This window comes from Gordonia araii NBRC 100433, from assembly GCF_000241265.1.
GTDB classification, from domain to species: Bacteria; Actinomycetota; Actinomycetes; order Mycobacteriales; family Mycobacteriaceae; genus Gordonia; species Gordonia araii.
Genome location: NZ_BAEE01000021.1, coordinates 73,632 through 100,508 on the forward strand (window position 1 = coordinate 73,632; position 26,877 = coordinate 100,508).

The 26,877-nt window shown below is 65.4% G+C and carries 21 protein-coding genes; 7 read left to right on the plus strand and 14 right to left on the minus strand.

All coding sequences use genetic code 11. The annotated features are described in order from the left end of the window. The first annotated feature begins 25 nt into the window (after positions 1–25). Complete coding sequence (locus GOARA_RS03545) at positions 26–1,300, plus strand: glutaminase (RefSeq protein ID WP_007320920.1); 1,275 nt, start codon at positions 26–28, stop codon at positions 1,298–1,300. Here GOARA_RS03545 and GOARA_RS03550 read toward each other — a convergent pair. After that, positions 1,290–1,787, minus strand: a complete 498-nt coding sequence (locus tag GOARA_RS03550) for an SRPBCC family protein (protein WP_007320921.1) — start codon at positions 1,785–1,787, stop codon at positions 1,290–1,292. The genes GOARA_RS03545 and GOARA_RS03550 overlap by 11 nt on opposite strands. Positions 1,788–1,911: 124 nt before the next feature. Here GOARA_RS03550 and GOARA_RS03555 point away from each other — a divergent pair, with 124 nt between their 5' ends. Then, complete coding sequence (locus GOARA_RS03555) at positions 1,912–3,816, plus strand: amidohydrolase (RefSeq protein WP_138947516.1); 1,905 nt, start codon at positions 1,912–1,914, stop codon at positions 3,814–3,816. 24 nt (positions 3,817–3,840) lie between these two features. Here GOARA_RS03555 and GOARA_RS03560 read toward each other — a convergent pair whose 3' ends face one another. Together GOARA_RS03560 and GOARA_RS03565 are read right to left on the minus strand one after the other, a co-directional pair. After that, positions 3,841–4,443, minus strand: coding sequence for a TetR family transcriptional regulator (locus GOARA_RS03560; RefSeq protein ID WP_007320923.1), 603 nt, complete (start codon positions 4,441–4,443; stop codon positions 3,841–3,843). Between the two features lie 2 nt (positions 4,444–4,445). Next, on the minus strand, positions 4,446–6,665 hold the full coding sequence (locus GOARA_RS03565; protein ID WP_007320924.1) for an MMPL family transporter: 2,220 nt from the start codon (positions 6,663–6,665) through the stop codon (positions 4,446–4,448). Between the two features lie 218 nt (positions 6,666–6,883). Between GOARA_RS03565 and GOARA_RS03570 the strand changes: the two genes are divergently transcribed. Then, on the plus strand, positions 6,884–7,240 hold the full coding sequence (locus GOARA_RS03570; protein WP_007320925.1) for a helix-turn-helix domain-containing protein: 357 nt from the start codon (positions 6,884–6,886) through the stop codon (positions 7,238–7,240). 12 nt (positions 7,241–7,252) lie between these two features. On the opposite strand, the gene GOARA_RS19645 is transcribed toward GOARA_RS03570, so the two are convergent. The 4 genes from GOARA_RS19645 to GOARA_RS03590 all read right to left on the minus strand — a co-directional run bounded on the left by GOARA_RS19645 (position 7,253) and on the right by GOARA_RS03590 (position 18,924). After that, entirely contained in the window at positions 7,253–9,112 is a 1,860-nt protein-coding gene (locus GOARA_RS19645; RefSeq protein ID WP_040521616.1) for a hypothetical protein, read from the minus strand. 8 nt (positions 9,113–9,120) lie between these two features. Then, entirely contained in the window at positions 9,121–12,471 is a 3,351-nt protein-coding gene (locus GOARA_RS03580; protein WP_245548345.1) for a DUF499 family protein, read from the minus strand. 111 nt (positions 12,472–12,582) lie between these two features. After that, positions 12,583–15,363, minus strand: a complete 2,781-nt coding sequence (locus tag GOARA_RS03585) for a DUF1156 domain-containing protein (protein WP_007320928.1) — start codon at positions 15,361–15,363, stop codon at positions 12,583–12,585. Between the two features lie 75 nt (positions 15,364–15,438). Beyond that, a complete protein-coding gene (locus GOARA_RS03590) occupies positions 15,439–18,924 on the minus strand; it encodes a helicase-related protein (RefSeq protein ID WP_007320929.1) in 3,486 nt (1,161 codons plus the stop codon). A gap of 150 nt (positions 18,925–19,074) precedes the next feature. On the opposite strand from GOARA_RS03590, the gene GOARA_RS03595 reads away from it, so the two are divergent. After that, on the plus strand, positions 19,075–20,271 hold the full coding sequence (locus tag GOARA_RS03595) for a Fic family protein (RefSeq protein WP_007320930.1): 1,197 nt from the start codon (positions 19,075–19,077) through the stop codon (positions 20,269–20,271). Positions 20,272–20,358: 87 nt separating this feature from the next. On the opposite strand, the gene GOARA_RS03600 is transcribed toward GOARA_RS03595, so the two are convergent. From GOARA_RS03600 to GOARA_RS03625, 6 genes are all read right to left on the minus strand, one after another. Then, entirely contained in the window at positions 20,359–20,847 is a 489-nt protein-coding gene (locus tag GOARA_RS03600; RefSeq protein WP_007320931.1) for an Rv0361 family membrane protein, read from the minus strand. A 108-nt stretch (positions 20,848–20,955) separates the two neighbouring features. Continuing rightward, complete coding sequence (locus GOARA_RS03605; RefSeq protein ID WP_007320932.1) at positions 20,956–21,672, minus strand: hypothetical protein; 717 nt, start codon at positions 21,670–21,672, stop codon at positions 20,956–20,958. Continuing rightward, positions 21,669–22,526 (minus strand): hypothetical protein, encoded by an 858-nt coding sequence (locus GOARA_RS03610; RefSeq protein ID WP_007320933.1) that lies wholly within the window; start codon positions 22,524–22,526, stop codon positions 21,669–21,671. Before GOARA_RS03610 ends, GOARA_RS03605 begins: the two co-directional genes overlap by 4 nt. 121 nt (positions 22,527–22,647) lie before the next feature. Then, positions 22,648–23,133, minus strand: a complete 486-nt coding sequence (greA, locus tag GOARA_RS03615; RefSeq protein WP_007320934.1) for a transcription elongation factor GreA — start codon at positions 23,131–23,133, stop codon at positions 22,648–22,650. Between the two features lie 156 nt (positions 23,134–23,289). Further along, complete coding sequence (locus GOARA_RS03620) at positions 23,290–24,093, minus strand: queuosine precursor transporter (protein ID WP_007320935.1); 804 nt, start codon at positions 24,091–24,093, stop codon at positions 23,290–23,292. Next, complete coding sequence (locus GOARA_RS03625; RefSeq protein WP_007320936.1) at positions 24,090–24,539, minus strand: DUF4307 domain-containing protein; 450 nt, start codon at positions 24,537–24,539, stop codon at positions 24,090–24,092. Before GOARA_RS03625 ends, GOARA_RS03620 begins: the two co-directional genes overlap by 4 nt. 23 nt (positions 24,540–24,562) lie before the next feature. On the opposite strand from GOARA_RS03625, the gene mca reads away from it, so the two are divergent. The 3 genes from mca to GOARA_RS03640 all read left to right on the plus strand — a co-directional run bounded on the left by mca (position 24,563) and on the right by GOARA_RS03640 (position 26,346). Then, positions 24,563–25,423 (plus strand): mycothiol conjugate amidase Mca, encoded by an 861-nt coding sequence (gene mca, locus GOARA_RS03630; protein ID WP_245548346.1) that lies wholly within the window; start codon positions 24,563–24,565, stop codon positions 25,421–25,423. After that, the gene (locus GOARA_RS20510) at positions 25,420–25,773 is read left to right on the plus strand and encodes a hypothetical protein (protein WP_040521621.1); all 354 of its coding nucleotides are present in this window, start codon (positions 25,420–25,422) and stop codon (positions 25,771–25,773) included. The genes mca and GOARA_RS20510 overlap by 4 nt, the downstream gene beginning before the upstream one ends. An 84-nt stretch (positions 25,774–25,857) precedes the next feature. Continuing rightward, positions 25,858–26,346, plus strand: a complete 489-nt coding sequence (locus GOARA_RS03640; RefSeq protein ID WP_212763254.1) for a hypothetical protein — start codon at positions 25,858–25,860, stop codon at positions 26,344–26,346. 2 nt (positions 26,347–26,348) lie between these two features. On the opposite strand, the gene GOARA_RS03645 is transcribed toward GOARA_RS03640, so the two are convergent. Continuing rightward, on the minus strand, positions 26,349–26,759 hold the full coding sequence (locus GOARA_RS03645) for a helix-turn-helix domain-containing transcriptional regulator (RefSeq protein ID WP_007320940.1): 411 nt from the start codon (positions 26,757–26,759) through the stop codon (positions 26,349–26,351). Between the last annotated feature and the right edge of the window lie 118 nt (positions 26,760–26,877).

Below are 26,877 nucleotides of genomic sequence, written 5' to 3' on the forward strand. Positions count from 1 at the left end.
CGCCCCGATTGAAAGTGTGGTTTGCATGCGGTCACCGATCCTCGACTACCTCGACACCGTCATCACCGAGACGGCGCACGTCACCTCCGGGGCGGTCGCCGACTACATTCCGGAACTGGCGTCGGCCCCGACCGACCGGGCGGCGGTGGCGCTCTGCACGGTGAACGGCGTCGTCTATGCCGCCGGCGATGTCGACGTCGACTTCTCCATTCAGTCGATGTCCAAGCCTTTCGCCTATGCGTTGGCGCTTGCCGACCGTGGTATCGACGACGTTGTCGCCCGAGTCGGTGTCGAGCCGAGCGGGGATGCGTTCAACGAGCTCTCGCTCGATCCGGAGACGGGGACGCCGCGCAACCCGATGATCAACGCCGGCGCGATCGCCACCCATGCGCTGATCGACACCGAGGACGCCCCGGCAGTGGACCGGGTGTTGGACTACTTCTCGCGGATGGCCCAACGTGAGATTCGGATCGACGAGGAGGTCGCGGCGTCCGAACTGGCCACCGCCGACCGCAACCTGGGTTTGGCCTACCTGCTCCACTCGTCTGGCGTACTCGAGGCCGAGCCACGCGCCGCGGTCACCGGCTACATCCGCCAGTGCGCGGCGTCGGTGAACGTCCGTGATCTCGCACTGATGGCGGCGACGCTGGCTAACAACGGCGTCCAGCCCAATACGGGCGAGCGGATGCTCAGCCGTGTTGAGAATCGTCAGGTGCTCAGTGTTATGGCTGCGTGTGGCATGTACGATGCCGCGGGCGATTGGTTCACGAACGTCGGCATTCCGGCTAAGAGCGGTGTCGCTGGCGGCATCATCGGCGTGTTGCCAGGGCAAGTCGGCCTCGCGGTGTTCTCGCCTCGGCTGGACTCACACGGCAATAGCGCCCGAGGCGTCGCGATGATGGAGATGCTGTCGGAGGATATGGGTCTACACCTCATGGATGTCGGACGTCCTGGCCGCACTTCGCTGCGCGAAACCCAGCTCGCCACCGTCGAGGGCGTCGACGCGACGGTCTACGTGCTGCAGGGTGACCTTGTTCTGAGCAGTATCGAAGCGCTCATCCACGAGATTGTTTCGAATCCCCCGACAACTCCGTTGGTGGTCTTCGACATGGGCCGGGTCGACGAAGTGCTGCCGGTCGCGCGCCGCACGTCATCGGCGATGGCGACCAAGCTGCACGACGCCGGACACCGCGTGGTGGTGATCGACCCCGAGGAGACGTTGACCGGCTTCACCGACGATCAGGGGCGTCCGGTCGAGCTGTGGACCGCTGAGCGTTTGGCGCGCGGGATCAGCCGCTGAAGTGCTTGAGCGTGTCCTTCTTGACCGTGCCGAAGGCAGCGGCGGAGATTTTCGAGGAGAGCGCTGACGGCAGCGCGACGCCACCGAGCTGCATCGCGAACTTCCACACGATGCGGCTGCCGCCGTCCGGCGCGGGCGTCACCTCCGTGTACTCGCCGAACTTCTTGAGCCAGGGGACCGATGAGTCCTTGGCGTAGAAGGCGTGCCGGTAGCGGTGCGCGGCCGGGTCCTCATCCCAGATGAAGAACTGCTCGTGCAACGTCACCCCGCCGGGGGCCAGCGCGGCCGTGCGGGTCGTCGTCTCGTCGTAGGGTTCGGCGCTGGTATAGGTCACCTTCTTCAGCGCGCGGCACCAGTCCAGCGTGTTCTGCCTGGTGAATTCCGACCAGACGTGGTCCGGGGCGGCGGGCACCTCGACGTCGATGACATAGCGCACCGGAGCATCGTCGAAGAAGGCCTCGGTGATCGGCTGCAGGGCGAACGGCATGAGGATGAGTGTATCGGCGCCCAGGGACGGCCGAAATGGATAGAGTGCATCGGACTACCGGTTCACTTTTCTGGAGGCGGCCATGCGGACTGGCGGGCGCGTATTGGGGATTCTCTCTGCGGCAATGCTTCTCGGCGTCGCCGCCGGATGCGGCACTCCCGACGACTCGGGCGAGCAGGGCGGGGCCACGACGGTTTACGTCGGCACGATCCTCACCGTCGACGCCCAGGACACGGTTGCCGAGGCGATCTCGGTGAACGATGCCGGGCACATCGTGAAGGTCGGTTCGGAGAGGCACGTTCGCGAGGGACTGCCCGCCGACGTCACGACGGTGCGACTCGATCCGGGTCAGGTGCTGGCTCCGGGCTTCATCGATCCGCACATGCACCTGAGCTTGACGATCATTCAGGATCTGTTGGGCACCAACAACATTGCGCCGTGCCTGCCACCGCCCTACGAATCGCGAAGCACCGAGGAATGCGGCAGGCTCGCCGATATCGGCTCGGCCCTGCAGTCGATGACGGCGGCGCCGGCCGACGGTAAGGACGACAACGAGTTCATCCTCGGCATGAACCTCGACCCGTCGCGTCAGCAGTTCGTCCCGGGCAAGTGCGGAACCAGCGGACCGACCACCTTCGCGCAGCGTCCCAGGGACTTCCTCGACGCCTGCGTGAGTAAGGATCGCCCGGTTCTCGTCCTCGACCAATCCGGGCACCTCGCCTACGCCAACGGCAAGGCGTTCGAAGTCGTGTGCGGCGGGCAGCCCACGTGCGCACCACCGGCGTCGGTCGCCGAAGGCGGCGGGTCCTGGGTGAAGGACGACAAGGGCGAGTACACCGGGGTTCTCGAGGAGTTCGCCGGCTACCAGTCCTTCGTGGCCGCGATGGAGAAGACGCACCTGGCTGGGCTCAGCGAGGCGAACCCGAAGAAGCTGGTCGCTGACCACTTGCCAGAGGTGATGAAGTCGATCGAGAAGCTGCGCGCGGCGGGTCTCACGACGATCGCGGACGGCGGCGTGCAGGGGCGTACGCAACTCGACATGGACAAGCTGTTGACCGACGGCAAGGAGTTCCCGCTCCGGATGACCGGTGTCGTCACCTTCGATACCGCCAACCGCGACGGCATCACCGCGACCGGCCCGGGCTGCGACCCGAAGTCCGACGCCGACTGTGTCCTGCCCAAGTGGCTCGGCGCCGGCGGCATCAAGCTCTGGGTCGACGGCTCGACCCAGGGCTGCACGGCCAAGCTGGCTCCGCCGATCTCGTATCGGCAGGGCGGTCACTGCGATGGGGCGGGCGAAGGCCGTGCGGACGTCTCCGGTCCCGACGAGATCGTCAAAGACCTGACCGACTACTGGATGGCGGGCAACTGGCGGATCCAGGTGCACGCGAACGGCAACGGCGCCAACCGGTGGATGATCGAGGCGATCGCGAGGCTGCAACTGCAGAAGCGGGCGACCGAGCCGGTGCTGCTGATCCACCACACCGTCGGCGACGAGTCGGTGTCGGCGGACCTGGCGAAGCTGCGTCGGGGCGAGTACGAGATCGACGGGAAGAAGGTGCCCGAGCTGGACGTGAGGGTGACGCACCTGATCGGACACGTCGGCTACTGGGGCGACGCGTTCAACAACATGCTCAGTCCCGGAGCCGGGGAGAATCTCGACCCGGTCGGGTACGACAAGAAGTACGGGACGCCGTGGTCGTTGCACAGCGACTCGTCGGTGACGCCGGCCAAACCGTTGTGGTTCATGCAGCAGGCCGTCACCCGCCAGACGTGGGCGTACCCCGACTTCGCGAAGTCCTACGTCCTCGGGTCACAGCATCGCGCCACCGCGCGAGAGGCGCTGCGCGCGGTGACGATCGAGCCGGCGAACCAGCACAGTATGCAGAAATGGATCGGATCGCTGGAGCCGGGCAAGGTGGCCGACTTCGTGGTGCTGGGCGGAAATCCGCTGACGGTGGCACCGGACAAGATCGGCGCCATCCCGGTCGTGAACACCTATCTCGGTGGGGTGCCCACTAAGAAGTAGCGCGGTGCGGGTTCCGCCGGGTGCTCAGCCGCGCAGCGGGAGGCCTCGTTCGAGCAGGTCGATCGCGGCGAGCAATCGGGCCAGCGCCTCCTCGTGATCGATCACCTCTTGTGAATTGGCGATGTAGAACATCACCCCACTGATTGCGGCGACGAAGACTTGCAGGTGCAGGTCGTCGGCCGGCACGCCGGCGTAATCGGCGATGAACTCGGCGGCTTCGGAGATCGCTCGCTCGGCCTCGACCTGATTGGCGCGATGTAACTCCGGCTCGCTGTTGATCAGTTCGACCCGCTCGTGACATGACGCCCACTTGTCGGCAAGTGCGATCTCGAATAGGTCGGAGATCATCCGGCGCAGCAGGTCGAAATGGTTGAGGCCGGGTGGTATGGCGGCCAGCGCCGCGTCACGCTGCTCCTGCAGGTCATCGCTGATGATGACCTGTTCCTTCGATTGGAAGTAGCGGAAGAAGGTCGTGTGGGAGACCCCGGCGGTCTGGGCGATCTGCTCGACGGTCGTGGCGGCGAAGCCCTGCTTGGCGAACAGGTCCACGGCGGCCGCGCGGATGGCGGCGCGGGTGCGAGCCTTCTTCGCGGCCCGCACCCCGCCGTCGGTGTGTGTTGTTGCCATGGCTAGACCGGGGCTGGTTCGAGTCCCCGATCGCGGACGGCTTCCCCCTCGATGTCGAAATTGACCACCAGCTTGTCCAGCCACTTCGGCAGACCCCACGCACGGTCGCCCAGCAGCGCGATGACCGCGGGCACGACCGTCATGCGGATGATGAACGCGTCGAAGAAGATCGCGATCGCCATGGCGAAGCCCATCATCTTCGCCATCGTGTCCGGGGCGAGCATGAACGCGGAGAACACGCTGATCATGATGATCGCCGCCGACGTCACCACGCGCGCTCCGTGCCGATAGCCGGCGACGATAGCGTCCTTGGCGCTCATGCCGTGGATGTACTCCTCGCGCATTCGTGTCACGAGGAAGACTTGGTAGTCCATGGCGAGGCCGAACACGACGCCGATCAGGAAGATCGGCAGGAAGGACAGGATCGGCTTGGTGTGGTCGATCAATCCGAGCGCACCCTCCTGGAAGAACCACACGGTGGCGCCGAAGGTCGCCAGCACCGAGAAGATGAACCCGAGCGTGCCGATGAGCGGCACCCACAGCGACCGGAAGACGCCGATCATGATCAGGAAGGCGAGACCGACCACGACCACCAGATAGGGGATCAGTGCCTTGTCGAGCTTGGCGGTCAGGTCCGACATGATCGCGGTCTGCCCGCCGACGTGGATTTCGGCGTTCTGCTTGGCGATGTCGGGACTGGTCGCGCGGATGCGCTCGACGAGATCGTGTGTAGCTTCCGACGACGCCGAACTGGTCGGGGTCACCTGGATGAGGGCAGTGTTCGCCTCGGCGTTCGGATTGGGTGCCTTGCCGTTGCCGATCCACTGAATCGCCTCGGGAACGGCCACGCCGGGCAAGCCCTTGATCTGGCTCACGGCGGCATCGGCCGCGGCGTTGACCGTGCCCTGCTTGGTGTGGACCACGACGAACAGGTCGGCGCCGGTGCCCTCGCCGAAACCGCGCTTGAGCAGCGACTGCGCCGCGACCTCGTCGTCGGAGACGGTGTCCATGCCCAGTTCCATGCGTCCCATCGGAATCGCCGCCAGCAGCAGGATGAGCAGGCCGCCGAGGATGAACGGAATGGGACGTTTGACGATCGCCCGTCCGTACTTCACGCCGAGCGTGTCCGCGGTCGCCGACTCCTCGGCATGCCGGATCCAGGGGATCTTCGGGGTGAACGCGAACCGGCCGGTCGCACCGAGCAGTGCGGGGATCAGCGTCAGGGCCGCGAGGACGGCGACCGCCACGGCGATGGCGGCGCCGAGACCCATCTGGGTGATCAGCGGGATGCCGATGACCATGAGCGCCGCGACGGCGACGATGACGGTGAGCCCGGCGAAGACGACGGCGGAGCCCGCGGTGCCCACGGCGCGCCCGGCAGCGTCGGCGGGATCGCCGCCGCGACTGCGTTCGGTCCGGTATCGCGACACGATGAACAGCGCGTAGTCGATGGAGACGGCGATGCCGAGCATGGTGACGATAGCGGTCGCGGTCTGGTTGACCGTCATGAACTTCGCGGACACCATCAGCAGCATCATCGTCAGGCCGACGCCGACGATGCCGGTGATCAAGGGGATGAAGGCGGCGATGATGGCGCCGAAGGCGACGATCATGACCACGAAGGCGACGGCGAAGCCGAGCATCTCGGCCTGGCCGGGCTCCTCCTGGGCCTGCATCACACCCATGGTCGCCTCGACCTGGAGACCGTGGCCGCGATGCTTGGCCAGGACTTCGGTCAGGGCTTCCTTGTCCTTGGTCTTGAGGTCCATGACGTTCAGCGACTGGTGGACCGTGATCAGGCCGACGCGGCCGTCGTCACCGAGAACCTTCGGGGCGATCGCCGGCATCTTATGCGCGGTGGTAACCGGGTTGGCGATCGTCTTCCGGTCGGCGACCGCCGGCAGATTCTGCAGATCGGCGACGAGCTTGTCGATCTCCTTGGTGTGGTTGGCCAGCGTGTCGCCGGGGTTCTTCTTATCGGTCGCGATGACGACGATGGTGTTGGCCTCGGTCTGGGACTTCGTCAGATCGGGGAAGTACTCCTGCATTTGCTCCATCGCGACACCGCCGTCGGTGCCGGGCAGCTCGAAATCCTTGGAGAACTTCGGCTGCAGGCCAACGATGAGGCCGAGGAGGATGGCGAGCGCGGCGACCCAGGCGCCGATCACCCACCACTTGTGACGGAATGAGAAGCGTCCGAGGTTGAACAAGTATGACGACATGTCGACAAGTGTTACTGACTAACACTTTTTCGCGCAACAGGAAATCTGGGCCCAGTGGCGAGCCTCACCCGCCGACCGTGCCCACTTTCCCGCCGACCGTGCCCATTTTCGCGCCGACCGTGCCCAGTTTCGCGCCGACCGTGCCCACTACCCCGCCGACCGTGCCCGCACATCACGGTGTGCTGACAATGTGATGTGGTTCGAGAAGATTGGACCGCGTGCCGGAACGAGTTCGCGGATCCCTCGACTGGGGGACGTACGCCAACTCATTCGCATTCCGATTGGCGCTGGTCAGACGCCAACGAGGCCTGTCGCAAGAGGCGTTGGCCCACAAGGCAGGTATGCACCGCAACCAGGTGTCCAACCTCGAGCGGGCGCGCAGCAACCGCGAGCCGTTCATCTCGGACCCGCAGCTCTCGACGGTGTACCGGCTTGCCGTCGCCCTCGACGTTCCGCCGACGTACTTGTTGCCCGACGCCAACGGCCTCCTTCCCGAGCAGTCGCCGGAGCTGACGGATGGTTCGCGGGTGGAGAAGGAGTTGTACGAGCGCCTGGCGGGCGAAGCCGACGGTTAGCTCGCGGCCGAACTATGTCGTCCGGAAGTTGTCGAGGTGCTTGCCGATGTAGCCGACGTAGATCTTGCCCGAGCGCGATGCATCGCTGTAGTAGTGCAGGCGCGGGCTGATCATACCCAGCTTTGCGATTGCCACGTGAGCACCCATGAATACCTTTCCTTCCGGATTGACCGACGTCGGAACGGGCAGCGTACGAATCCTTCGGTACTTGGGGTGGTTTTGTGTCTGCGGTGTTTCGCCCGCCTTGTGGCCGGTTATCCCCACACATCCCATGGGCGTGTTGGCCGCGTAATCATCGACAGACCCGGCGAACGCCCCGGTCGACCTGAGGTGCGCATAGTCGTTGAGAGCCCTGATGATGTTCCACGTCTTCTTTGCCCAGGTGCCCAGGTGGTCATGATCATCGAGTTCGACCGTTTGTTTTGGGTCGCCAGTGAACTCGATGTGATCGAGATCGTCGATACGCGCAAGCAGGTCGCGGAACGATTCCGGCGGGAACTCAAGTGCTGTGCGCTCGGTGGCCCATTCGACAGACCCTTGATCGAGCTTGGCCAGTTCGCTGCGCAGGTGGCGGAGTTCTCGGTTGGCGTCGTCGAGGCGCTCTTGATCAACTGCTTGATCGAGCTGGGCATCTTCCAACTGGCGCTGCAGTTCGGTGTGTTCGTCCTCAAGGACGCCGCGTTCAGCTTCGAGCGCCCTCAACCTTTGCCTCAGCAGGTCAAGGTTCTGTCGATTCCTTATTCCGTCAAGAGCAACCGCGACGAGTTGGGAGACAGCTTCGATTGACAATTCGGCCTGGCCCACGACCTTCTCTAAGCCGTCTCGCAGCGCGTTGACAAGTGCTGGGGTGAAGCGCTCCCGTTTCGACGCAGACCGGGCACGAGAGGAGTCGGCGGGGACCTTGTTGCTGGTGCCGGCCTGGCCCGCGGAGAGCGGTGGTGTGGCCTCGAGTGCCACGGCAGTTGCCGAAGCGCGTTGAACTAGCGCGTCATCGAGCATGGCCCGAAGACGTCGGTCGACACGCACGAGTTCCCTCGGCAGTGGCAGCTCCGTGGAGTTGCGGAGAGCTGCGTTCCTAAGGATCTGAGCGACGCCACGATCGTCCGACGACGCTATGCGGTTCGTACTCAGAATTCGATGCCGCAGGGCATCGTCCGCGCTGCTGAAGTCTGGATTCGGGTAGAAGGTCCGGATCGTCCATGGCTTGACCGCATGGGCGGGGGACATCCGCGAGTTCAGCTCTTCGGTTGTCTCTGCGTCGAGGATGTAGGCCGTGGCCAACCCGTTCGTTCCGTTGAGCAGTTTCGTAACGTGTGCCACCCACTGTGAGATAGGGCCGAGACGGTCGTCGGACCCGGCAAGAAAGACGAGACCGCGTCGCCGCTCGTCGGTGAGCGTTCCCAAGATGGTGTCGACGTCGTCCGGATATGCGCGCACCGGCGCGGCCGGGGAGTGGTATCCACCGTCCAGTGCGTCGACGACCTCACTGATGTTCCGAATGACCCTTGGGGGTGCCGGGCGTTTGTCGCCCGGAGCGTACAGGTCGATCCACACGACACCTGATCTGTCGCGATGGAGCACGGTCGTGACCTGGGTTGTCCAGGTTCCGTCGGACCCGGTCTGGGTGAAACGCCAACGTGCGATAGTGCTGTCGTCCTGGCGTTCTTCTTCGACAAACGACGCGTGCACGCCATTTGCCACCGCGGCGATTCCTGGGTCTGCGATCGCGTTCGCGTCCCACCGTTTCGACAGGCACCACGAGCGCACTTGTTCGCGGACCTTGTCGACGAGCCGGGGATCATGTTCGACGCTGAATATCGACCGACACGCGAGGCGAGTGGATATTCGACGGAGGCCATCGCTGTCCGTCATTCTGCCTCCTACTCGAACTCGTTCTGCGTGAACCGCAGAGTTGTTCCATTCTCACGAACCGTACGAATCACGTTCTCGGGGAACCCATCCGAAGCGGTTGTCTCGATCTCCAAGGTGATCTGAACTCTAGACCCGGGCACTGACAAATGCTGGAGCACTTCGCGATGGATCTCGTTGAAGGCCTTCGCCGGCAGATTCGGATCAAGAGTGACCGAGCCGAAGTAACGAGTTTTCGACGGCGATGACTCGGACCCAGGAGATGGCGTTCGGGGTTCCGCCGTGCCAGCGGCGCCACTGACGGTCTGATCGTCGTCGGGCGTGGCCGCGTAGTCTCGCACCTCCTCGTCGCGTTGCTCCTGCGCGATGTCCGGCTTGATGATCAAGGTGGATTCGACGACGTGAGCGGCCTCGGAGTCGCGCGGTAGACGGAGGCCGACGAATCTGCCGGCCGTCGGGTCGTACGCCTCCGCGAAGGCGAAACCGTCGTTGTGCCAGAGCATCTCGTCGTCGACGGCGCGCAGGCCATCGAACAATGTCTCGCGGTCACGCAGCCGCGGTAGGTACGGGTACGTCGCGTAGTAGGTGTGCAACTCACCCGCGGTGATGCTGCCCGACTCCCAGGCGGGCGCCAACGGCCCGTCGAGATCCATTCGAATCAGGCTGGCTGACCTCGCGGTCGCGATTTGATCCTCGAGTTTGCGTGCGGTGCGCTCGATGAGATCGGCAGCCGTACCGCTAGTCGACGACGTATCGACGGAGTACGTGGGCTCGCCCGGAGACTGGCGAGGGTAGATCCCCCAAACGTAGGTGTCCAGGAGGCGGGTGGCGACTATATCGTCGGCGCGCTGCATTCGGGTCCTGGCCTGTGTCGTTTGCTGTCCTCCCAGACCCAGACTTTCCGCATTCTGGTACACGTGTCGCCACGCGAGGAACTCGCGGACCGCGGCGTCGAGTTCGGGCGCACGATTGGCATCAGCGGCGACGAAGACAAGCGAGTTCTTGAACGTCCGATTTCCTTCGCCGCGGCGCTCTATGACCTCTTTCGCCCAGTCAACGGCCTTGCTGGACTTAGTGCGAGCGGAGTGGGAGTAGCGCATCGGAACGATGACGAGCCTGGTGCTGGCCTCGTCGGGAACCTCGGCAGACGAGGACGGACTCACGTGGACGGCGGCGAAGGTGCGGTCTGGGGACGACTTTCGCGCGTCGGCGAGGCGCCGGTCGACTTCGGCCCAAACATCGGCGTCGGGGAGGTTGTCCGCGTGGTCGCGCGCCGTGCGGGTTGTGTTGGCCTGAGTGTCGTACCAGAAACGCGAGGCCTCGGTGTAGAGGTAGGTCGACTTGTTCGCGAGGTGGTCAAGCGCTGAATGGAAGTTGCCCGGGGTGTCGCCGGGGATTGCTGTGCCAAGGAAGATCCGTGGCTTGTCGACTCCTTTGTGCGCGGTGTGTAGCGCGGGCGTCGCGGCCATAAAGACGGTGCGGGCCAAACGCTCGGCGATGCCGCGCTTGCCGAATACGTCGTTGTCCTTGTCGACGTGAAACGGGACCGACCTGGTACCTGCGACATCGCTGTCGATGATCGGCCCCCAGTTCTCGTCGAGGTAGTAGCGGATCTCATCGACAAAGTCCGGGTTCTCCAGCGGCACTCCGCCCGGAAGGATAAGCGGCGCCTTGTCCTGCGCGCGCCACAGCGACCCGACGATCTGGTTCATCACCCTGAGGACGCCACGGGTGCGCTGGAACCGGTCGAGAGTGGACCAATCTTCGTAGAGCCGGTCGAACAACTCGGGGTGGATCGGGTAGCACTGTTTGATCCGGTCGGCGTACGAGTTGTCGCGCACTTCGCTCGGGAAGTCTGCTGCATGCTTGCGGTAGAACTCGACGACGCTCTTGGCGATCGCACCGATCTTGGTCATCGCCTCCGCGTCGGGGGTCGCGAAGATCCGACGCCGGACGATCTCGAAGCTCTCCTGTGCGTTGGCCGGCTGCCACTGGTCGGCGGTGCGGCCGATGATCTGCCGCAGCCGCATCAGCGCCTCGCGGCCGTACTCGCCGCCGACCTCTTCGTCGGAGATCTCGTCGCCGCCGTCATTCGGGTTCGACGAAGCGGGAATCGAGACGACGACTTGGACGCCTTTGGTGGCCTTGGCGGCTTCGGTGAGAGTCTGGGCGAAGGTGAACTGTGTGTCGAAGTCGCCGCCCGGAAGGTCGGAGGTGTTGACGAGTTGGCGTGCATAGGCGACCCACTCGTCGATGAGAATGACCGCGGGCGAGTACAGCTCGAATAGTTCGCGGAGTGCTGCGCCGGGACTGGTGGACGTGCGGTCGGCGTCGGCGACGATCTCGAAGGCTTCCTGCCCGCCGAGTTGCCAGGCGAGCTCGCCCCACACGGTCCGGATCCCGGGGCGCCCGTCACGTGTATCGGGCTTTGCCGGTTCCAGCTGATTGCCAACCAGGGCGACGCGACGGATCTTCGTTCCGCGCAGCGCATCGAGCGGACCTGCGAGTGCGGCGACGTCGTCGGGATAGGCCGAACTCGGTGTATCGGACGCGAGGTGCCACAGTGCCAGCATCGAGTGCGTCTTGCCGCCGCCGAAATTGGTTTGCAGATTGACGACGGGCGACGCGTTCAGGTCTCCGGACAGCCGCGCGACGTTGCGTTTGATCAAATCCTGCAGGCCGTGCGTGAGGTAGGTGCGTTCGAAGAACTGGACGGGATCTGTGTACTCGGGATTCTTCTTGGCGTCGGCGTTCGGGTTGGCAACCGAGTACAGGTCAGCGGCGAATTCGGCGGCGTTGAAGTTGCCGCTGGCGACGTCGGGGTGAGGTGACAGCACCTCGCGCCACGGCGGCAGGTTCTCCGACCCGACGGCGAGGCTGGGATTGCCGCGAGCGGTGGCGACATCTTCGCGGTCGTGGGCGATGCGGACCACGTCGTTTCGCAGTTTCCGCACCTGCTCGGCCTCGGTCGGGGCGCCGATCGCCATGAGGAAGCGTTCGGTGGTGTCGAGTGCGCGCTGTGCGTCCTCGTTGGTGAACGGCTCGTTGTGCGAATCCCTGTTGCGGACCTCTCGCAGCTCAGTGGCCCAGCTCGATTGGACGCGGGAGAGATGGTCGTTGAACGGGTACCACCCTTTCCGGACCGCGTTGGGGACATTCTCGGTGATGATGCGCAAGCCGACCATCGGGTCGTCGGGGTTGTAGAGCTTGTCGGTCGAGGCGCCCTTGTTCTGATCGCGTAGGCGGAGAAGGTTCACCCAGGGACTGTCGCCGAGGTCGGGAGCGAGGACTTTGGCGAGGAAACGGTTCAACGCCGGGCCGAGCAGATCCATCGCCTTGTGGACGCGATCTCGATTGGTCATTGCCACGGCGTTTTGCTCCTGTCGCACAACAGATTGTTCGGGCTCAATATAGCTTCCGGTACCGACACGCATGTCCTGCTGGTGGTAGCGGTGCTCGGCGACGCTCGGCGATCAGATGAGCGTCCCCTGGGTTCCGGTGGTTTCGGCACCGCGAGCGATGTCGTTCCAGGCGGCGCCGAGTTGGTTGAAGTCGACGGCGAGGGCGGTCCTCTTGCGGTCTTCGGCGAGTTTGAACAGCAGGCTCGCGAGTTCTCGGCAGAGATCCCGGTCCACGGCGGACGGGACCTGGCCCAAAAGAGCCGAGGCGGCCGGGATGCCATCGGTCGCGAGCGCCCGGGTGAGGTGCATGACGACCTCCCACTGGCTGATCGATTCGTCGCCCGACGGGTCGTAGTCGACGGGCATATCGCGCGGCGCGATCAAGGTGACCTTGCCGCCGCCCTTGGTGAGAATGCCGGCGCGTTCCAGGTGGTCGAGAGAGATCCCGCGCCCGTTCGCGATGTTCTCCGCGTCGCCGAACACTCCAGTGCCGAAGTCGTGCTGGCGGAACCAGGTAAGCGCGAAGCGGGTCTCGGAGTCGAAGTCGTTCTCCAATTCGGTGAGCACTTCGTCGAGGATGACGTTGATCCGTTGCAGTGCCGTGCGGACCGTCATCGACGATCCGTCGTCCTCCATCACCCGGCTGTAGCGGGAAAACACCGCCATGCCTGGCCCGATGGCTGCCTGCGGGAGGTCGACGGGAGCGATCGATCCTTGCTGGAGCTCCCGGAGCTTCTGTGGCAGTTCGGCTTTCAGGGCTGCCGTGAATCCGCGACGGTCAATGCGGGGTGCGTTCTCGGGGCGTGGACGGAGGGCAAGCACGATGGACGAGGCGAGAGCATTGGTGCCCTGGCTGAGCATCCGGTTGCCGAGTTCCGAGCGCATCGGCCAGGTCGCGGTGATTTGCCATCCGGAGGTGATCATGCCTTCTAGCAACGTTTCCCAACCCGTCGACGCCTGGCCGTCTTTCGAGGCGTCCTGCTGCTTGAAGGCGTAGTAGACGGTAATGGGGAAGTCGGGCAGCGCATTCTCGCGGGCCCGACGGAAGACCTCGCGGAAACCGTCTTCGAAGAACTCTTGCGCCCCTTCCTTGCCGCCGTGGCGATAGGGGTTAGCGACCAGTTCGTCTGCCTTGGGTACCAGCATGGTCGAGAGAAGACTTGGGTGGACGTCTCTAAGAGAGCGGCGCAGCCACACGTAGAAGAAGTCGGACAGGTCGGAATAGCCGATGTTGCCGTAGTACGGCGGGTCGGTGGAGATCACGGAGTTGGACAAGTCGACGCGGGCAGCGTCGGCTTGCGTCGCGAACCCATCTGCAGACGCCGGTAGCGTTGCGACGCCATCCGAGGTCAGTTTCAGATGCGCCACCCACGATCCCAAAGCGTCGCCTACGAGATTCGCCTCAAGGAAGTCCCATGTCATCGGAATGGCCTGTCGGGCAAAGGTCGAACGTATCTGTTCGTTCTTGTTATGCCATGTGGTGATCGAGGATGACTGATCAACGGTACGGAGCAGTGCCAGGCCGAGATACGTCGCAACCGCATCGGCGTAGGCAGCAGCGCCGGTGCCGCCGGCTTCGAGACGTTCGCCCCCGGGCATTCCGGCGGCGACGGCGTCGCGCAGAACATGCTCGCGGGCCTCGCTGACGAGGTCGCTGAACGTCGTGAGCGCGGTGAGTTGGCGTGGGGTGAAGAGGTCGGCGAACTTCGCGAGCCCGTAACGTACAACGTTAATGCGACCGGGCCAGTCAAACAGTTCGCCGGGAGGCGAATCTGCGGGCCGTGCGACGTCGGCGGCTGCTGCGTGCTCCGGTGACGGTTCCAGGTAGACCCGTCGACGGTCGCCTTCGGCGACCGTAGCCATGAGTTGCGATCCCATCCGACCGGCTTGGCCTTCGCCACGGATGTACTTCAATTCGACGGCCGAGCCACACCGAACGCACGTCGCACCGTTTCGCCCAACAGTTCCGTCGGTCTCGGCCGTCGGCGCGTTAGCCGGATCATGACCAATCTCGAACCGCACGGTCTTGCCCTCGACGACCGGAACGACGTAGGACTCTTTGCCCTTCTTCTTGCCCAGCCACCACGATCGGACCAGCGGCATCGCGATGCGGCACTCGGGGTTGGGGCAGGTGACTGTTCGAGCCCAGATCCACGCGATGACTGTCGCCTCGGAACCATCCGGCAGCGTGGCATTCGGATATAGATGCCCGATGCGCTTCTCCGCTTCGTCGCGCATCCATTGGCCGTAGCGTCGGACGTCCTCGGCCAGACCGGTTGCGCGGGGCCAATCCTGGAAGGTCTCGTCGGCGGCACCGGGGAAGACTGGCCGCTGCCCGGCGAACTTCGGTGGAATCTCGATCAGGGCCTTGTTGATGAGCACTGCCACGGGATTCAAATCGGACGCATGCGCTTCCAGGCCCAGTCGTTGGGCCTCCAAGGGAATCGTTCCGCCGCCGGCAAAGGGGTCCAAGATCGGCGGCGGGTTGCCGTCGGTCGACTCCAGGATCTTTCGATGAGCCCGACGCAGCAGCGCTTCGTCATTCGAGTTCTCCCAGACGACGAGCCGCTCGATGAGCTTGAACAGCTTCTTGCGCTCCAGCTCCTGATCCTCGACGGTGGGGTACAAATCAGGACGCGACGCCGGATCATCGACGAGCTGGGCGAACAGGACTGCGCGAGCGGCGGGCAACGGACGACGAGCCCACCAGTACGCAATGCTCCACGGATGCTTCACCGGCCGTTTGCTGGCTGCCGCCTCATTGATCTTCTGCAGCGGGATGCTGACCTCGATGAGCTTGCGCCGCTGAGAGGCGGGAATCGATGAACCAACATGATGTGCGGCAGCAGACACGAATACCCCTTAGCGAGATGAGCAGAACGCTAGAGCGTACCGCACAACAGAATGTGCGTCGCGGTGAAGCCGGGTTCAGTGCGGTGGCAGGCCCCGCGCCCAGACCTTCTTCCACTGCAGTTGAACCCCGGCGACGTCGGCATCGCCGAGGTGAACTTCGCTGAAGTAGTCCGTCAGGTACCGGATTTCGTCGTGTTCCGGTCCGTCTGGACTCACCGAAACGAGCACCAGCCGGTGTTGCGGGCCGGTGTTCAGCGCGTGCAGCACCTCGTTGTAGGAGACGAAAACGCTGTCGGCGCCCTCGACCCTGCCCTTGACCTCTAGAAAGACCGTCGGCTCGGCCGTTCCCGGGGTGGTGGACCGGATGTCGAAGCCCTTGTTGTTGTGCGCCATCTCCTCCGGTGAGCGACCCAATCCTCGCTCGGATGCCAGTGCCAGGTCGACGGCGCGGCGCTCGCTTACCGTCGTGTCCCGTGCGTACCGCGCCACCGATCCACCGAGCATTCCGGCCGGGATGACGAGCATGACCGCCGCCAGCTCGGGACGCTTCGCGGTCAGCGCCCGCTGTCGCTCCAATTTCGCCAACCGGCGTTCCAACCGCAGCTCCAGATCCTCCGCCCGTGCGGCGAGCGTGTCTGGACTGTGCCGGCGCTTGCGGCCTCGACGGCCCGAGGCGTCTTCTTCGCGTAGCCGCGCGACCTCGCTGTGCAGATGATTGATCTGCCCGTGCAGGCGCGAGCGAACGGCGTCGGCTGTCCGGTCGATCTCCGGCAGCAGCCGGCCGCGAACCTGCGCCAACTGCTCTGGTTGCGCAACCCCAGCCGCCCAACTCATCGCCGCGTCGGCGAGCTGTCCGGAGATCCATTCGGACGCCAGCGCGCGGTCAGCCGCCCGTCGCGCGGCAACGGGATAGGGGGAGAAGTCGATGGGCGCCAGATCGAGGTGGGGAGCCGGACCGGCGTCGCTCGCGGTCCCGTCGGGATGGAGATCGACGAAACTGAACCGCTTGCTCACCACGCGGCCGGTGCCATCGACGACCTCACCGGTCATCGCGACGATGATCCGCGGCTGGTCCCCGGGATCAGACGGGTCGACGAGGATCGCACCGCTGCGCAGCGACGCGAAGCCGCGCTCGACGGTGGTGTCGACGACCGCGTCGAGCAACGGATGTCCCGGTGCCAGCAGATCGAGCCGATGTCGAACGCCTTCCGCGGCGGCCGGCTCGAACGCGACGCGCTCGTACGCCCGGACGACGGGCCGCCCGCAGTGCTCTCGGCGAACCGGCCGGTCCCGCAGGACCAGCGGGACGTTCGAGATCTGCCACTGGCCTTTCTCGCGTTTAGCGAGGCGCCCGCCGAGTGCCCCGAACGCCTCGCGGAAGAAGCGCTCGATGTAGTGCGGTTGTAGGCGACGCGCTTGTGCTTCGTCCATCTCGCGGCGCAGCTGCTCCAGTTCCAGCGGGCCGAGCGTCTCGCGCGCGAGCGCCCGTGACTCGACAAGGTCGCGACACCCGTCGGCGACGGTTGCGTCGACGACCCGTTCGATCTCCTCAAGGCGCTGCGGGTCGTCGCCGTATCGGATCGCGTCCATCAGGAGTTCTCGCAGTGGCCGCTCGGTGAACGATTCGCCGAGGACGTCGAACAGTTTGCCGCCGTATGCCTTTCGTTGCTGCTCCATCTTCTCGAGCAGCCGCAGATAGACCTGTCCCTCGCGGGTTTGGTCGGCCACGACATTCCACAACCGGCACACCTGCTTCTGCCCGATGCGGTGGATCCGGCCAAAGCGCTGCTCAAGGCGGTTCGGGTTCCACGGCAGGTCGTAGTTGATCATCAGGTTTGCCGCCTGCAGGTTCAGGCCCTCGCCCGCGGCGTCGGTAGCGACCAGCACTTGTCGTCGCGGGTCGTTGGTGAACTGCTCGCGCAGCGCCACGCGTTCGCGTCGGGGAGTACCGCCGTGGATGGTGAGCACCGCCTCGTCGGCGCCCAGCACATTGCGGATCTGCCGCGCCAGATAGTCGAGGGTGTCGCGATGCTCGGTGAAGATGATCAGCTTGCGCGCTGCGCCGTCGGGGCCGCGGAGCAATTGGCGGTCGATCAGCAGGTCGCGGACTTCCGACCACTTTCGGTCGATGCCGGAGTCGCGCACGCGGGAGGCCATCGCGACGAGGTCGTCGAGCAGCGCGATCTCCACGTCGAGTTCGGCGACGGTGCGCGCTGCGGTGGCAGCATCGACGACCTCGTCGGCCGCGGCTTCGTACTCGGCGGCGTCGTAGTCGTCGGCGTCATCGAGGTCGACGGGATTGGGTGGCGGGCCATCGATGAATGGATTGCGTCCGGCTTGGATGTCGGCGCGCATGGTCGCCAGACGATGGCTACGGCGTTCGAGGCTACGCAGAATGGCGTGCGTGCTCGATGCCAACCGTCGCTGCAACACGGTCAGCGCGAAGCCGACCGTCCGTCGCTGCGGTGAATCACCTTGTGATTCGGCACGATTCATCTCCTCGCGCACGTAATGAGTGACAGCCTCATACAGCTCCAGCTCGCCGTCGGAGAGGTCGTACGGGACGGTTTCGGCGATTCGTTCGGGAAACAGCGGTCGGCCTTCGAAGGTCAGCAGCTCTTCCTTCACCATGCGTCGCATCAGTCCCGACGTGTCGGGTGTGGGCGCACCTGGGAGCTGGTGACCGGCGAATCGGTCTTCGTCTAGCAGGGAGAGGAAGGCGGCGAAGTTGTCGTCGTTGCCGGCATGTGGCGTGGCCGTCATCAGCAGCAGGTGGCGGCTGATCGTGCCGAGGAGCTGACCGAGTTCGTAGCGCCGCGTCATCCGCAGCTCGCCGCCCCACCAGTTCGCGGACATGCGATGCGCCTCGTCGACGACGACGAGGTCCCAGTCGGTGCGCGACAGCGCGTCGAGGAGGTCTTCGTTGCGGGCGAGCTGGTCCATCCGCGCGATCATGATCGGGTGACCGGCGAACGGATCACCGTCGACGCTGGTGTCGACCATGTCGCGGGACAGCAGCGTCGCAGCGATGCCGAACTTGGTGTCCAGCTCGTCCTGCCACTGTTCCACCAACCCGCCCGGTGCGACGATGAGCATGCGCGCGAGGTCTCCACGAAGCATCAGTTCTTTGGCGTATAGGCCCGCCATGATCGTCTTGCCCGCGCCCGGGTCATCGGCGAGGAGGAAGCGCAACGGTGTGCGGGGGAGGAGTTCTCCGTACACCGCGCGAATCTGGTGAGGAAGCGGGGAGATGTCGCTGGTGGCCACCGCGACCATCGGGTCGTGGGCACCGGCCATGCGGATGCGCAGCGCCTCGGTAGCCAGTTTGAACCGCGCCGGATCGGCATCGAATGTCCATCCCGATTCGGCCTCGGACGCGATCGCCAGATCGTCGAGTTCGGATTCGTACAGCATCTCCTCGGCAACGCCGGTTTCCTCGTCGCGCACGACGATCGCCAGTGCCGCGTCGCCGTGCGGCGCGACCGCGACGACGGTGACCGGACGCGGCCAGCGGCCAGTCAGTCGAACGCCGCTCGTGATGTCGGCAAAGGTGAGTGTCATCGGCCGTCCTTGTCGTGAAGGTGTAAAGCCGACTGACCCTACATGTATTCGCAACAAGATGTGTGTCCTTGGAAGCCCGGACTGCGTCAAGTGATGCCATCCATAGACTATTAGCATCACTTAGTGAATAAGTGATGCTAACATCTCTAGATGGCATCACTTGGCACGGCGGTGGCCTACGAGGAACTGGTGTGGCCCATGCCGGTCGAGGTTCGATACGGCGTGGCAGATCAGCGTGCCGCCGTGCGTCAATCGGGTCCGTACCACGCAGCCGTCCCTGCCGAGATCGCGCCGCTAGACCTGGCCCTCCGCCAATCGGTTCTCGCGGAGGCCGAGGAGGCGGCGAACGAGGTAGCGCGATTCGACGCTGAGCTCGGCTCTGAGATCGCCCCGTTCACCTCGATCCTGTTGCGATCTGAGGCCGCGGCGAGTTCTAACATCGAGAATCTGACTGCCTCGGCCCGCGCCATTGCCGAGGCCGAAGTGTTGGGCGGTGTCCGCCGGAATGCGAGTCTGATCGTCGCCAACGCCGACTCCATGCGCGCGGCCATCGACCTGGCCGACAGCATTGACGCCACGGCGATACTCGCCATGCACCGCGCATTGATGGAGCCGAGTGAACCCGGGATCGCGGGGAAGTGGCGCAACGAGCAGGTGTGGGTGGGCGGCGGTCCATTCGGCCCGCGTGGGGCGGACTTCGTCGCACCGCAGCACAGCCGGATTCCCGCGGCGATCGACGACCTGGTCTCCTTCGCCACTCGCACGGACATGCCGGTGCTCCCGCAGGTCGCGATTGCTCATGCCCAGTTCGAAACGATTCACCCTTTTCCCGACGGAAACGGGCGGACCGGGCGCGCGCTTCTCCAAGCGATGCTGCGGCATCAACGGTTGACCCGTCGCATTACGGTTCCGGTCTCGGCCGGCCTACTCGCGGACACCGAGGAATACTTCGCGGCGCTGACCGCCTACCGCGACGGCGATCCGGGGCGGATCGTCTCGGTCGTCTCGACTGCTTCGTTGCACGCTGTCGCCAATGGAAGGCGGTTGGTCGCCGATCTGAGGGAGGTGCGGCAAGGGTGGACCGAGCGCATCGCGGCACGACGCGACTCGGCGATCCACCGAGTCGCCGATCTCCTGTTGAGCCGACCCGTGTTCAACGCCGCACTACTGCAACGTGAACTCGGAATCCGAACAGGCAACGCTAGACGGTATGTGGATCCGCTGGCTGAAGCCGGGATCGTCGTCGAGTTCACCGACCGAGCGCGGAACCGCGCCTGGCGCGCCCCGGAAGTCCTGGCGGCGCTTGACGCCTTCGCCGAGCGGGCCGGGCGCCGCACACTTCAGTAAGGGCGCGCCGCGACCGCGAGCTGTTCCTCTCGGATCCGCAGCTCTCGGCGGTGCATCGCCTCGCCGTCGCCTCGACGTAACGGCGACCTAGGGCCCGAATGCCGTTTCGGCATCCGAGCACACCGTCCACCTGCGCTCCTCGCGCCGGAAGAAGAGCGTGGATGTTCGCCCATCAGACGTGAATGTCAGCTGTGCTCTCGCGACATCGTCTTTGACTTCGACCGCGGCGATCTCGAACTTCTCCGGCTGCGCGTCGGACTCGTCGTCGGTGGCCTCGAGGTCGGCCTGAACGTGTTGAGCTTCGGACTTGCACAGCAGCTTCGTCATCTCGCCCGTGTCGCCTTGGGCGACGGCTCGGGAGAAGTCGGCGGTGATCTGTTTGATGGCCTTCTCGTCGCCGAAGCCGCCCGCGAAGAAGTAGACCGCGCCTGCCGCACCGCCGAGCAGGACGACAACTGCGGTGATCGCCAGCGCGATGGTCAGGGGGCGCCGCGGTTTGCGCGGCGGTGGAGGAGGCGGAGGGAACGGGGGATGGCCCGGAGGCGCACCATAGCCCGGTCGTGGGCCGAATCCCATGGGGCCGGGCGGCGGCCCGACCGGCCCGTTCGAGGGAGGTGGCTGTGGCGGCGCCGGGGGTGTCGGCCACTGCGGGGCGGGCTGTGGACCCGAGGGATGTGGATACATCTAGCCTCCCTCCACCAGACGATTGACGAGTTCTTCATCGAGGGACTCGCCGACCGGCCGCACCGGATCGGGCGGGTCGGAGCGGTAGACCGCGACCGCCATCCCGTCGGGCAGGTCGGGCGAGACGCACACCCGGAGTTCGCTGTACGTGGTGAGCAGCACCAAGAGGCGACGAGGCTGGGGCGCATGCTCCCAGTCCGGCAGGTCCGCGGAACCCAGACCCCATTCGTCGACCAGCGTGGTCATCTCCACCACTGGTCGAAAACCGTAGCTTTCGAGATCGGGGGCGGTGAACCGCCGATGCACCTCGGACTGGAACGTCCGCACCGGGGCCGGAATCGCGGAGACTAGTTCGGCACCGCCGCCGTCAGACTCGGTGGCGGCATCTGTGCCCGGCGTCGTTCCGATCCATAGCGACACGGTCCGGTCGTCGGCGTAGCGATGCTCCACCGCATAGGCCAGCATCGGTTCGTTGCCGACCAGGACGACGCGCACGTCGGCAAGTTCCTCACGCAGCATCCGGGCGAAGTCGGGCAGCAGCTCGAACATGTCGCCGTTCCACAGGCTCCGCGCGATCTCGGCCCGGCGCGCGGCCTCGTCGGCCTCGATGATGGGCCGCCATGGTGCTGGCACGGACGCGTCGTCGCCGGTTGCGAATCGAACGGGCTGCCCGGTGTCTTCGAGCCCGACGAGAATCTCGTCGTCGCTGACGGTCACGGCGTCTTCCCCTCACTGCGCAGAAGTCGACTGATGAGGTCGGTGAGCTTCTGTTGCACTTGGTCTTCCAGCTGGCGCTGCGATTTCACCCATGCGGGATCGGCTCCTTGGACGCGGGCGCTGCTGTCGGAGTTCTTGGCACTGTTGGCGCGCCGCGACAACCACTGCAGATTAGCCGGTGCGCGCGAGACGTAGTACATCGATTCCGGGCTCAGCCTGGTGAATCCCGGCAGGTAAACCAAGCGCGCGAGGGGCACGATGTGGTCCGGGGAGACCATCGGATCGCCATTGGTCTTGCGTCCGATCTTCACGCCGCTGCCGGGCGGGAACGCGGGATCGGGATCTCCGACGCGCGGGCGGGACGTGTTCTGCAACGAGCCGGAATAGTTCTTCGGCGGGTTGTTCCGTCTGAGTTCCCGGTACAGCGCGTCGAGTTCACGCGGAGCCGAGACGATCCGGCCGGCGGGAAGCGGTGGCGGCGGCGGGACGCGGTAGCCGGGCGGGATCTGGCCCGCGGCGTTGCGCAGCCGGTCGAGCTGCTCTTGGTTAGGGCGACTGATATCGCGGCCGGCGCCCAGCTCTGTCATCGCGTTGGCACAGGCGAGGAACGCCGCCCTGGCAGCATCCCTGGCGCTATTGAGTTGCTGTGCCCGGACGTTGTAGGCGTTGTACTGGGCCTGCTGGCTGGGCAGGACGAAGACGTGCGGTTGGGCGTTGTGAGCGTCGATCTGGCGCTTCACATCCGCCGCGCGCTGCATCTGGGCGGCGCACGGCGGCGCGTCGGCGTCAGCGGCCGCGCTCGTTACGGTGCTGACAGCGGTTGCGATGACTGCACCGACGAGCGCGGTCGCCAAGAGGCGCGGCAGTCGACAAGATGAATGGTTTCGCACGCGCCGGACGCTACCGCCGCCGGCCTAACCGCGCTCATGTCCGTCGGGTCGTTGAATGAGGGCGGGCGCGAAGCGCCCCGATCGATCAGCCGTGGTAGGGCTCGGCCTTGACCAGGGTGACTTTGACCTGCGCGCCCGACGGCACCGAGTACTCGCGGGTGTCGCCGACCTTGGCGTTGAGCAGCGCGGCACCCAGCGGCGAGCTGGGGGAGTAGATCTCCAGCGAGTCCGCGGCACCCTCTTCGCGGGTGGCGATCAGGAAGGTCTCGGTGTCCGACTCGTCGCCGTCGTAGTACACGGTGACGACCGAGCCGGGCAGTGCGACGCCGGACTGCGTGGGGGCCTCGCCGACCTTCGCGTTGTTCAGCAGTTCCTGGAGCTGGCGGATGCGCGCCTCTTGCTGACCCTGCTCTTCGCGGGCAGCGTGGTATCCACCGTTCTCCTTGAGGTCGCCTTCTTCGCGACGCTCGTTGATCTCGGCGGCGATGACCGGACGGTTGGCGATCAGTGCGTCCAACTCGCCCTTGAGGCGGTCGTGCGACTCCTGCGTCAGCCACGTGGTGTCGGTCATGGGTACTCCTTTGTCCCGTCCAGATTCTCGCCGACCCCTCGTCGGGGCGGTGTCACGGAAACGGACATGCTCCTAAATGCAACTGAACACGGCCCCACGCGTTGGGGCCGTGCTTTCACGTCAGCTTACCAGCCGTTGTGTTGCAAGGCACAACCGTTATCCGTTCGTTGCCGTCGGCCGGCCGTTCACCGGGTGGAGCTGGTATGTCGGTTCGTGGCGTTTCAGCCATCCGCACGCGGCGTAGGTGGCCGGCATGACGGCCACTTCGACGAGGACCTTCCACACGAAGCCCACCACCGTGTACGAGAGGAACGACGAGAAGGTCGTGAACCCGAGCGCGGGCGCGGCGATCGCGCAGAACACCACGGTGTCGGCGGCCTGCCCGACGACCGTCGACCCGAGCAGGCGCGCCCACAGGTGGTTCTCGCCGGAACGTTCCTTCATCCGCACCAGGACGTAGGAGTTGAGGAACTCCCCGACGAGGTATCCGGCCAGGCCTGCGATCAGGATCTGCGGGATCACCCCGGAAACGGTGCTGAAGGCGGTCTGCAGCTGATGGGTTTCGGCGTCGGTGACCGGGTCCGACATCGGCAGCTGATCGGCGATCCACAGACTTGCCGACGCGAGGACGAGGATGCCGAAGCCCAGCGCGATCACCCGGCGCATCGCCCGGAAGCCGTACACCTCGCTGATGACGTCGCCGAGTACGTAGGCCAGGGGGAACAGGAAGAAGGCCCCGTCGGTCGGCAGGCCGTTGACGTGCAACGGGCCGATGTCGAAGGTGAGCCACGACGAGAAGAACACCGCGGGCCGCGACGCCGTCACGTTGCTGATGAGCATGACGCCGACGAACAAGCCGACGAGCACCGGGAAGTAGCGGCTCCCGGTCGACGCGAAGGCGACCCGCCGAATTCGAATCGGCTTGCTCGTTTCGCTGTCCGCGCCTGGGGTTCCGGTCACTTATCGTCGTCCTTGGAGGTGAGGTAGGGCGGCACAGTGGGGCCGCAGCCGAAGACCTCGCCGATCACGGGCCGGGCCGAGGTGTGCACGGTGGCCCGCACCCCGACCTGCGGGGCGGTTCCACCCTCGACGAGAACCTCGCGTCTTCCGACCTCGCTGCCGTCTTTTGCGCGCGCCTTGACGACGCATGCGACGGGCAGCGTCGGATCCGATCGGTTGACGGTGAACTGGACGTCGACGGTGGTGGGGCCGGTGATGAAAAATCCGGTGCCCTCGCCGGACACATCCGGGTTGCCGAACTTCTGGAAGCCGAGGATCGCCAGGCCCAGCCCGGCGGCGAGGACGAGGCCGGTCAGCACCAGAAACCATCGGCGGCGCGACGACGACGATTGCTCGCCCGGGTAGTAGGCGCTCGGTCCGGAGGCGCCCCCGTCGGATGCGTTCACCTGTCAATACCTACCATGAACGCATGGCCAGACTGATGGCGGTTCACGCGCATCCCGACGACGAGTCCAGCAAGGGCGCTGCGACAACCGCGCGCTACGCCGCCGAGGGCCACGATGTCCTGGTGGTCACGCTGACCGGCGGTGAACGCGGCGACATCCTGAATCCGGCGATGGATCGGCCGGGAATCCTGGAGAACATCGCCGAGGTCCGTCGCGAGGAAATGGCCAATGCGGCGGCTGCCCTTGGTGTTTCGCAGACCTGGCTGGGTTTCGTCGATTCGGGGCTGCCCGAAGGTGACCCTCTGCCACCGCTGCCCGACGGCAGTTTCGCGACGGTGCCGCTCGACGAGGCCGCCGAGGCACTGGTCCGCGTCGTGCGCGACTTCCGGCCGCACGTGATGATCACCTACGACGAGCACGGCGGCTATCCGCACCCGGACCACATCCGATGCCACGAGGTGTCGGTCGCCGCGTACGAGCAGTCCGGCGACCCGGACGCCTTCCCCGGAACCGGGGAGCCGTGGACGGTGAGCAAGCTCTACTACACGCACGGATTCATCCGGGACCGCATGGTTCGCTTCTCCGACGAGTTCGAGCGCCACGGCCAGGAGAGCCCGTTCAAAGAGTGGCTCGACAAGTGGGATCCGTCGAGCGGCGACCTGATGGGGCGGGTGACGACGCAGATCACCTGCGGCGACTTTTTCACCCATCGCGACGACGCTCTGCGCGCACACGCGACGCAGATAGATCCGAATGGTGTTTTCTTCGCAGTACCCTTGGAGTGGCAGCAGCGATTGTGGCCGACGGAGGAATTCGAGTTGGCCCAGACACGAGTGACGACGTCGATCCCCGAGACCGACTTGTTCACCGGGATCGAGGAATGATGAGCCCGACGATCAGCATCGTCGCGACACAGGCCACGATGATGCTCGCCAATCCCGACGGCGGCGAGACGAAGGGGCCGGAGTTCGGCAAGGCCTCCCCGCTCGGCCTGCTGGTGATCCTGGTGCTGCTCGCCGGGACCGCCCTGTTGATCCGTTCGATGAACTCCCAGCTCCGCAAGCTGCCCCAGACCTTCGACGCCGAGCACCCCGAGCCCGACCAGGCCTTCGACGAGGGCACCGACAAGGTGAGCGTCCCCGACGACGGAGCCGAGGCCGAGTCGCCCGACGCTTCCTCGTCGACGTCGACGTCGACATCGACATCGACGTCGACGTCGTCGCCGGAGAAGTAGCCGGGCCCGATGGTCAACCGCCTCGTGACAACCGGCCGCTTGCCCAAACGATGATGTCGGTCGGCGCCGATACCGTCGTCGTCGATGGTGACCTCCAAAAGAGGAAGAAAGAGGAAGGAAGCCCCGGCGCAAAGCGTGCGGACGGGGCCCTCTGCTGATGACGCGCACGACGTCGTCTACTTCAAACGGCACGCCAAGGACGACCCCAAACAGACCGAGCCAGGGCGCGACGCGCTGCGGGCCTGGCCGGCCTCGGTGAGGGCGAAGGCCTATTCCGTCCTCATCGCCGTCGCGACGGCCCCGCCGAAACGTTTCGCCGGTGGCGGATATTGGGAGGCGATGAAGGGGGACATGAGCGGATGGTTCGAGGTCCGCATCGACGGCCCGAAGCGGCACCACTACCGGCTGTTTTGCCTGCTCGACTATGAGGCGAAGGACAACGAGAAGCCGCTGTTGGTCGTTGTTGATGGGCGGGACAAACCGTTCCGGACCACACTCAACGATTCCGACTATGCGGAGGTGCGCGCGATGGGTGACGAGTACCTCGCGCGAAACCCGCGTTCGATCGGCTGAAGTCAGGCCGGAACGTTGGAGTGGGTACTCAGGTCGTGAAGGTGTCGCGCGAGCCCAACGGGATCAGCGGTGCGGCCTGCGAGCAGGGGTTCGGTGACTTGGGTGCGCTCGTCGTCGGCCAGTGGCTCCAGAGTGATCCGCATGCCGAGAGCAGCGGCTACCTCGGCCAGCGTGCCGAGCGTGGGGTTGGACTTCTCGGAGGAGAAGAGTCGGCGGATGGTCGCAGGCTCGACCTGGATCGCACGAGCGAGCTCCGCCTTCGACAGGCCAGCCGCTTCGCGCGCATCGTCAAGAGCGTTGACGACCTCGTCGATGGTGGCGATACGCATGGACTCCACGACGTACTCCCGCAGGAACACGGGGTCCTCGAGGTCGCGTGCAAGGTCTTCCCAGAAGGCGTTGGTTCCGGTCATGGTGGTCACTCCTCTCAATCTGAGCGTACCATATATGTTACGCTCTGTGGCGGGCCATCGCGATAGGCGCGCTGCCGGTCTGTCGTATCCAGCCCAGGCCTCCGGGCTTGCCCAGGGG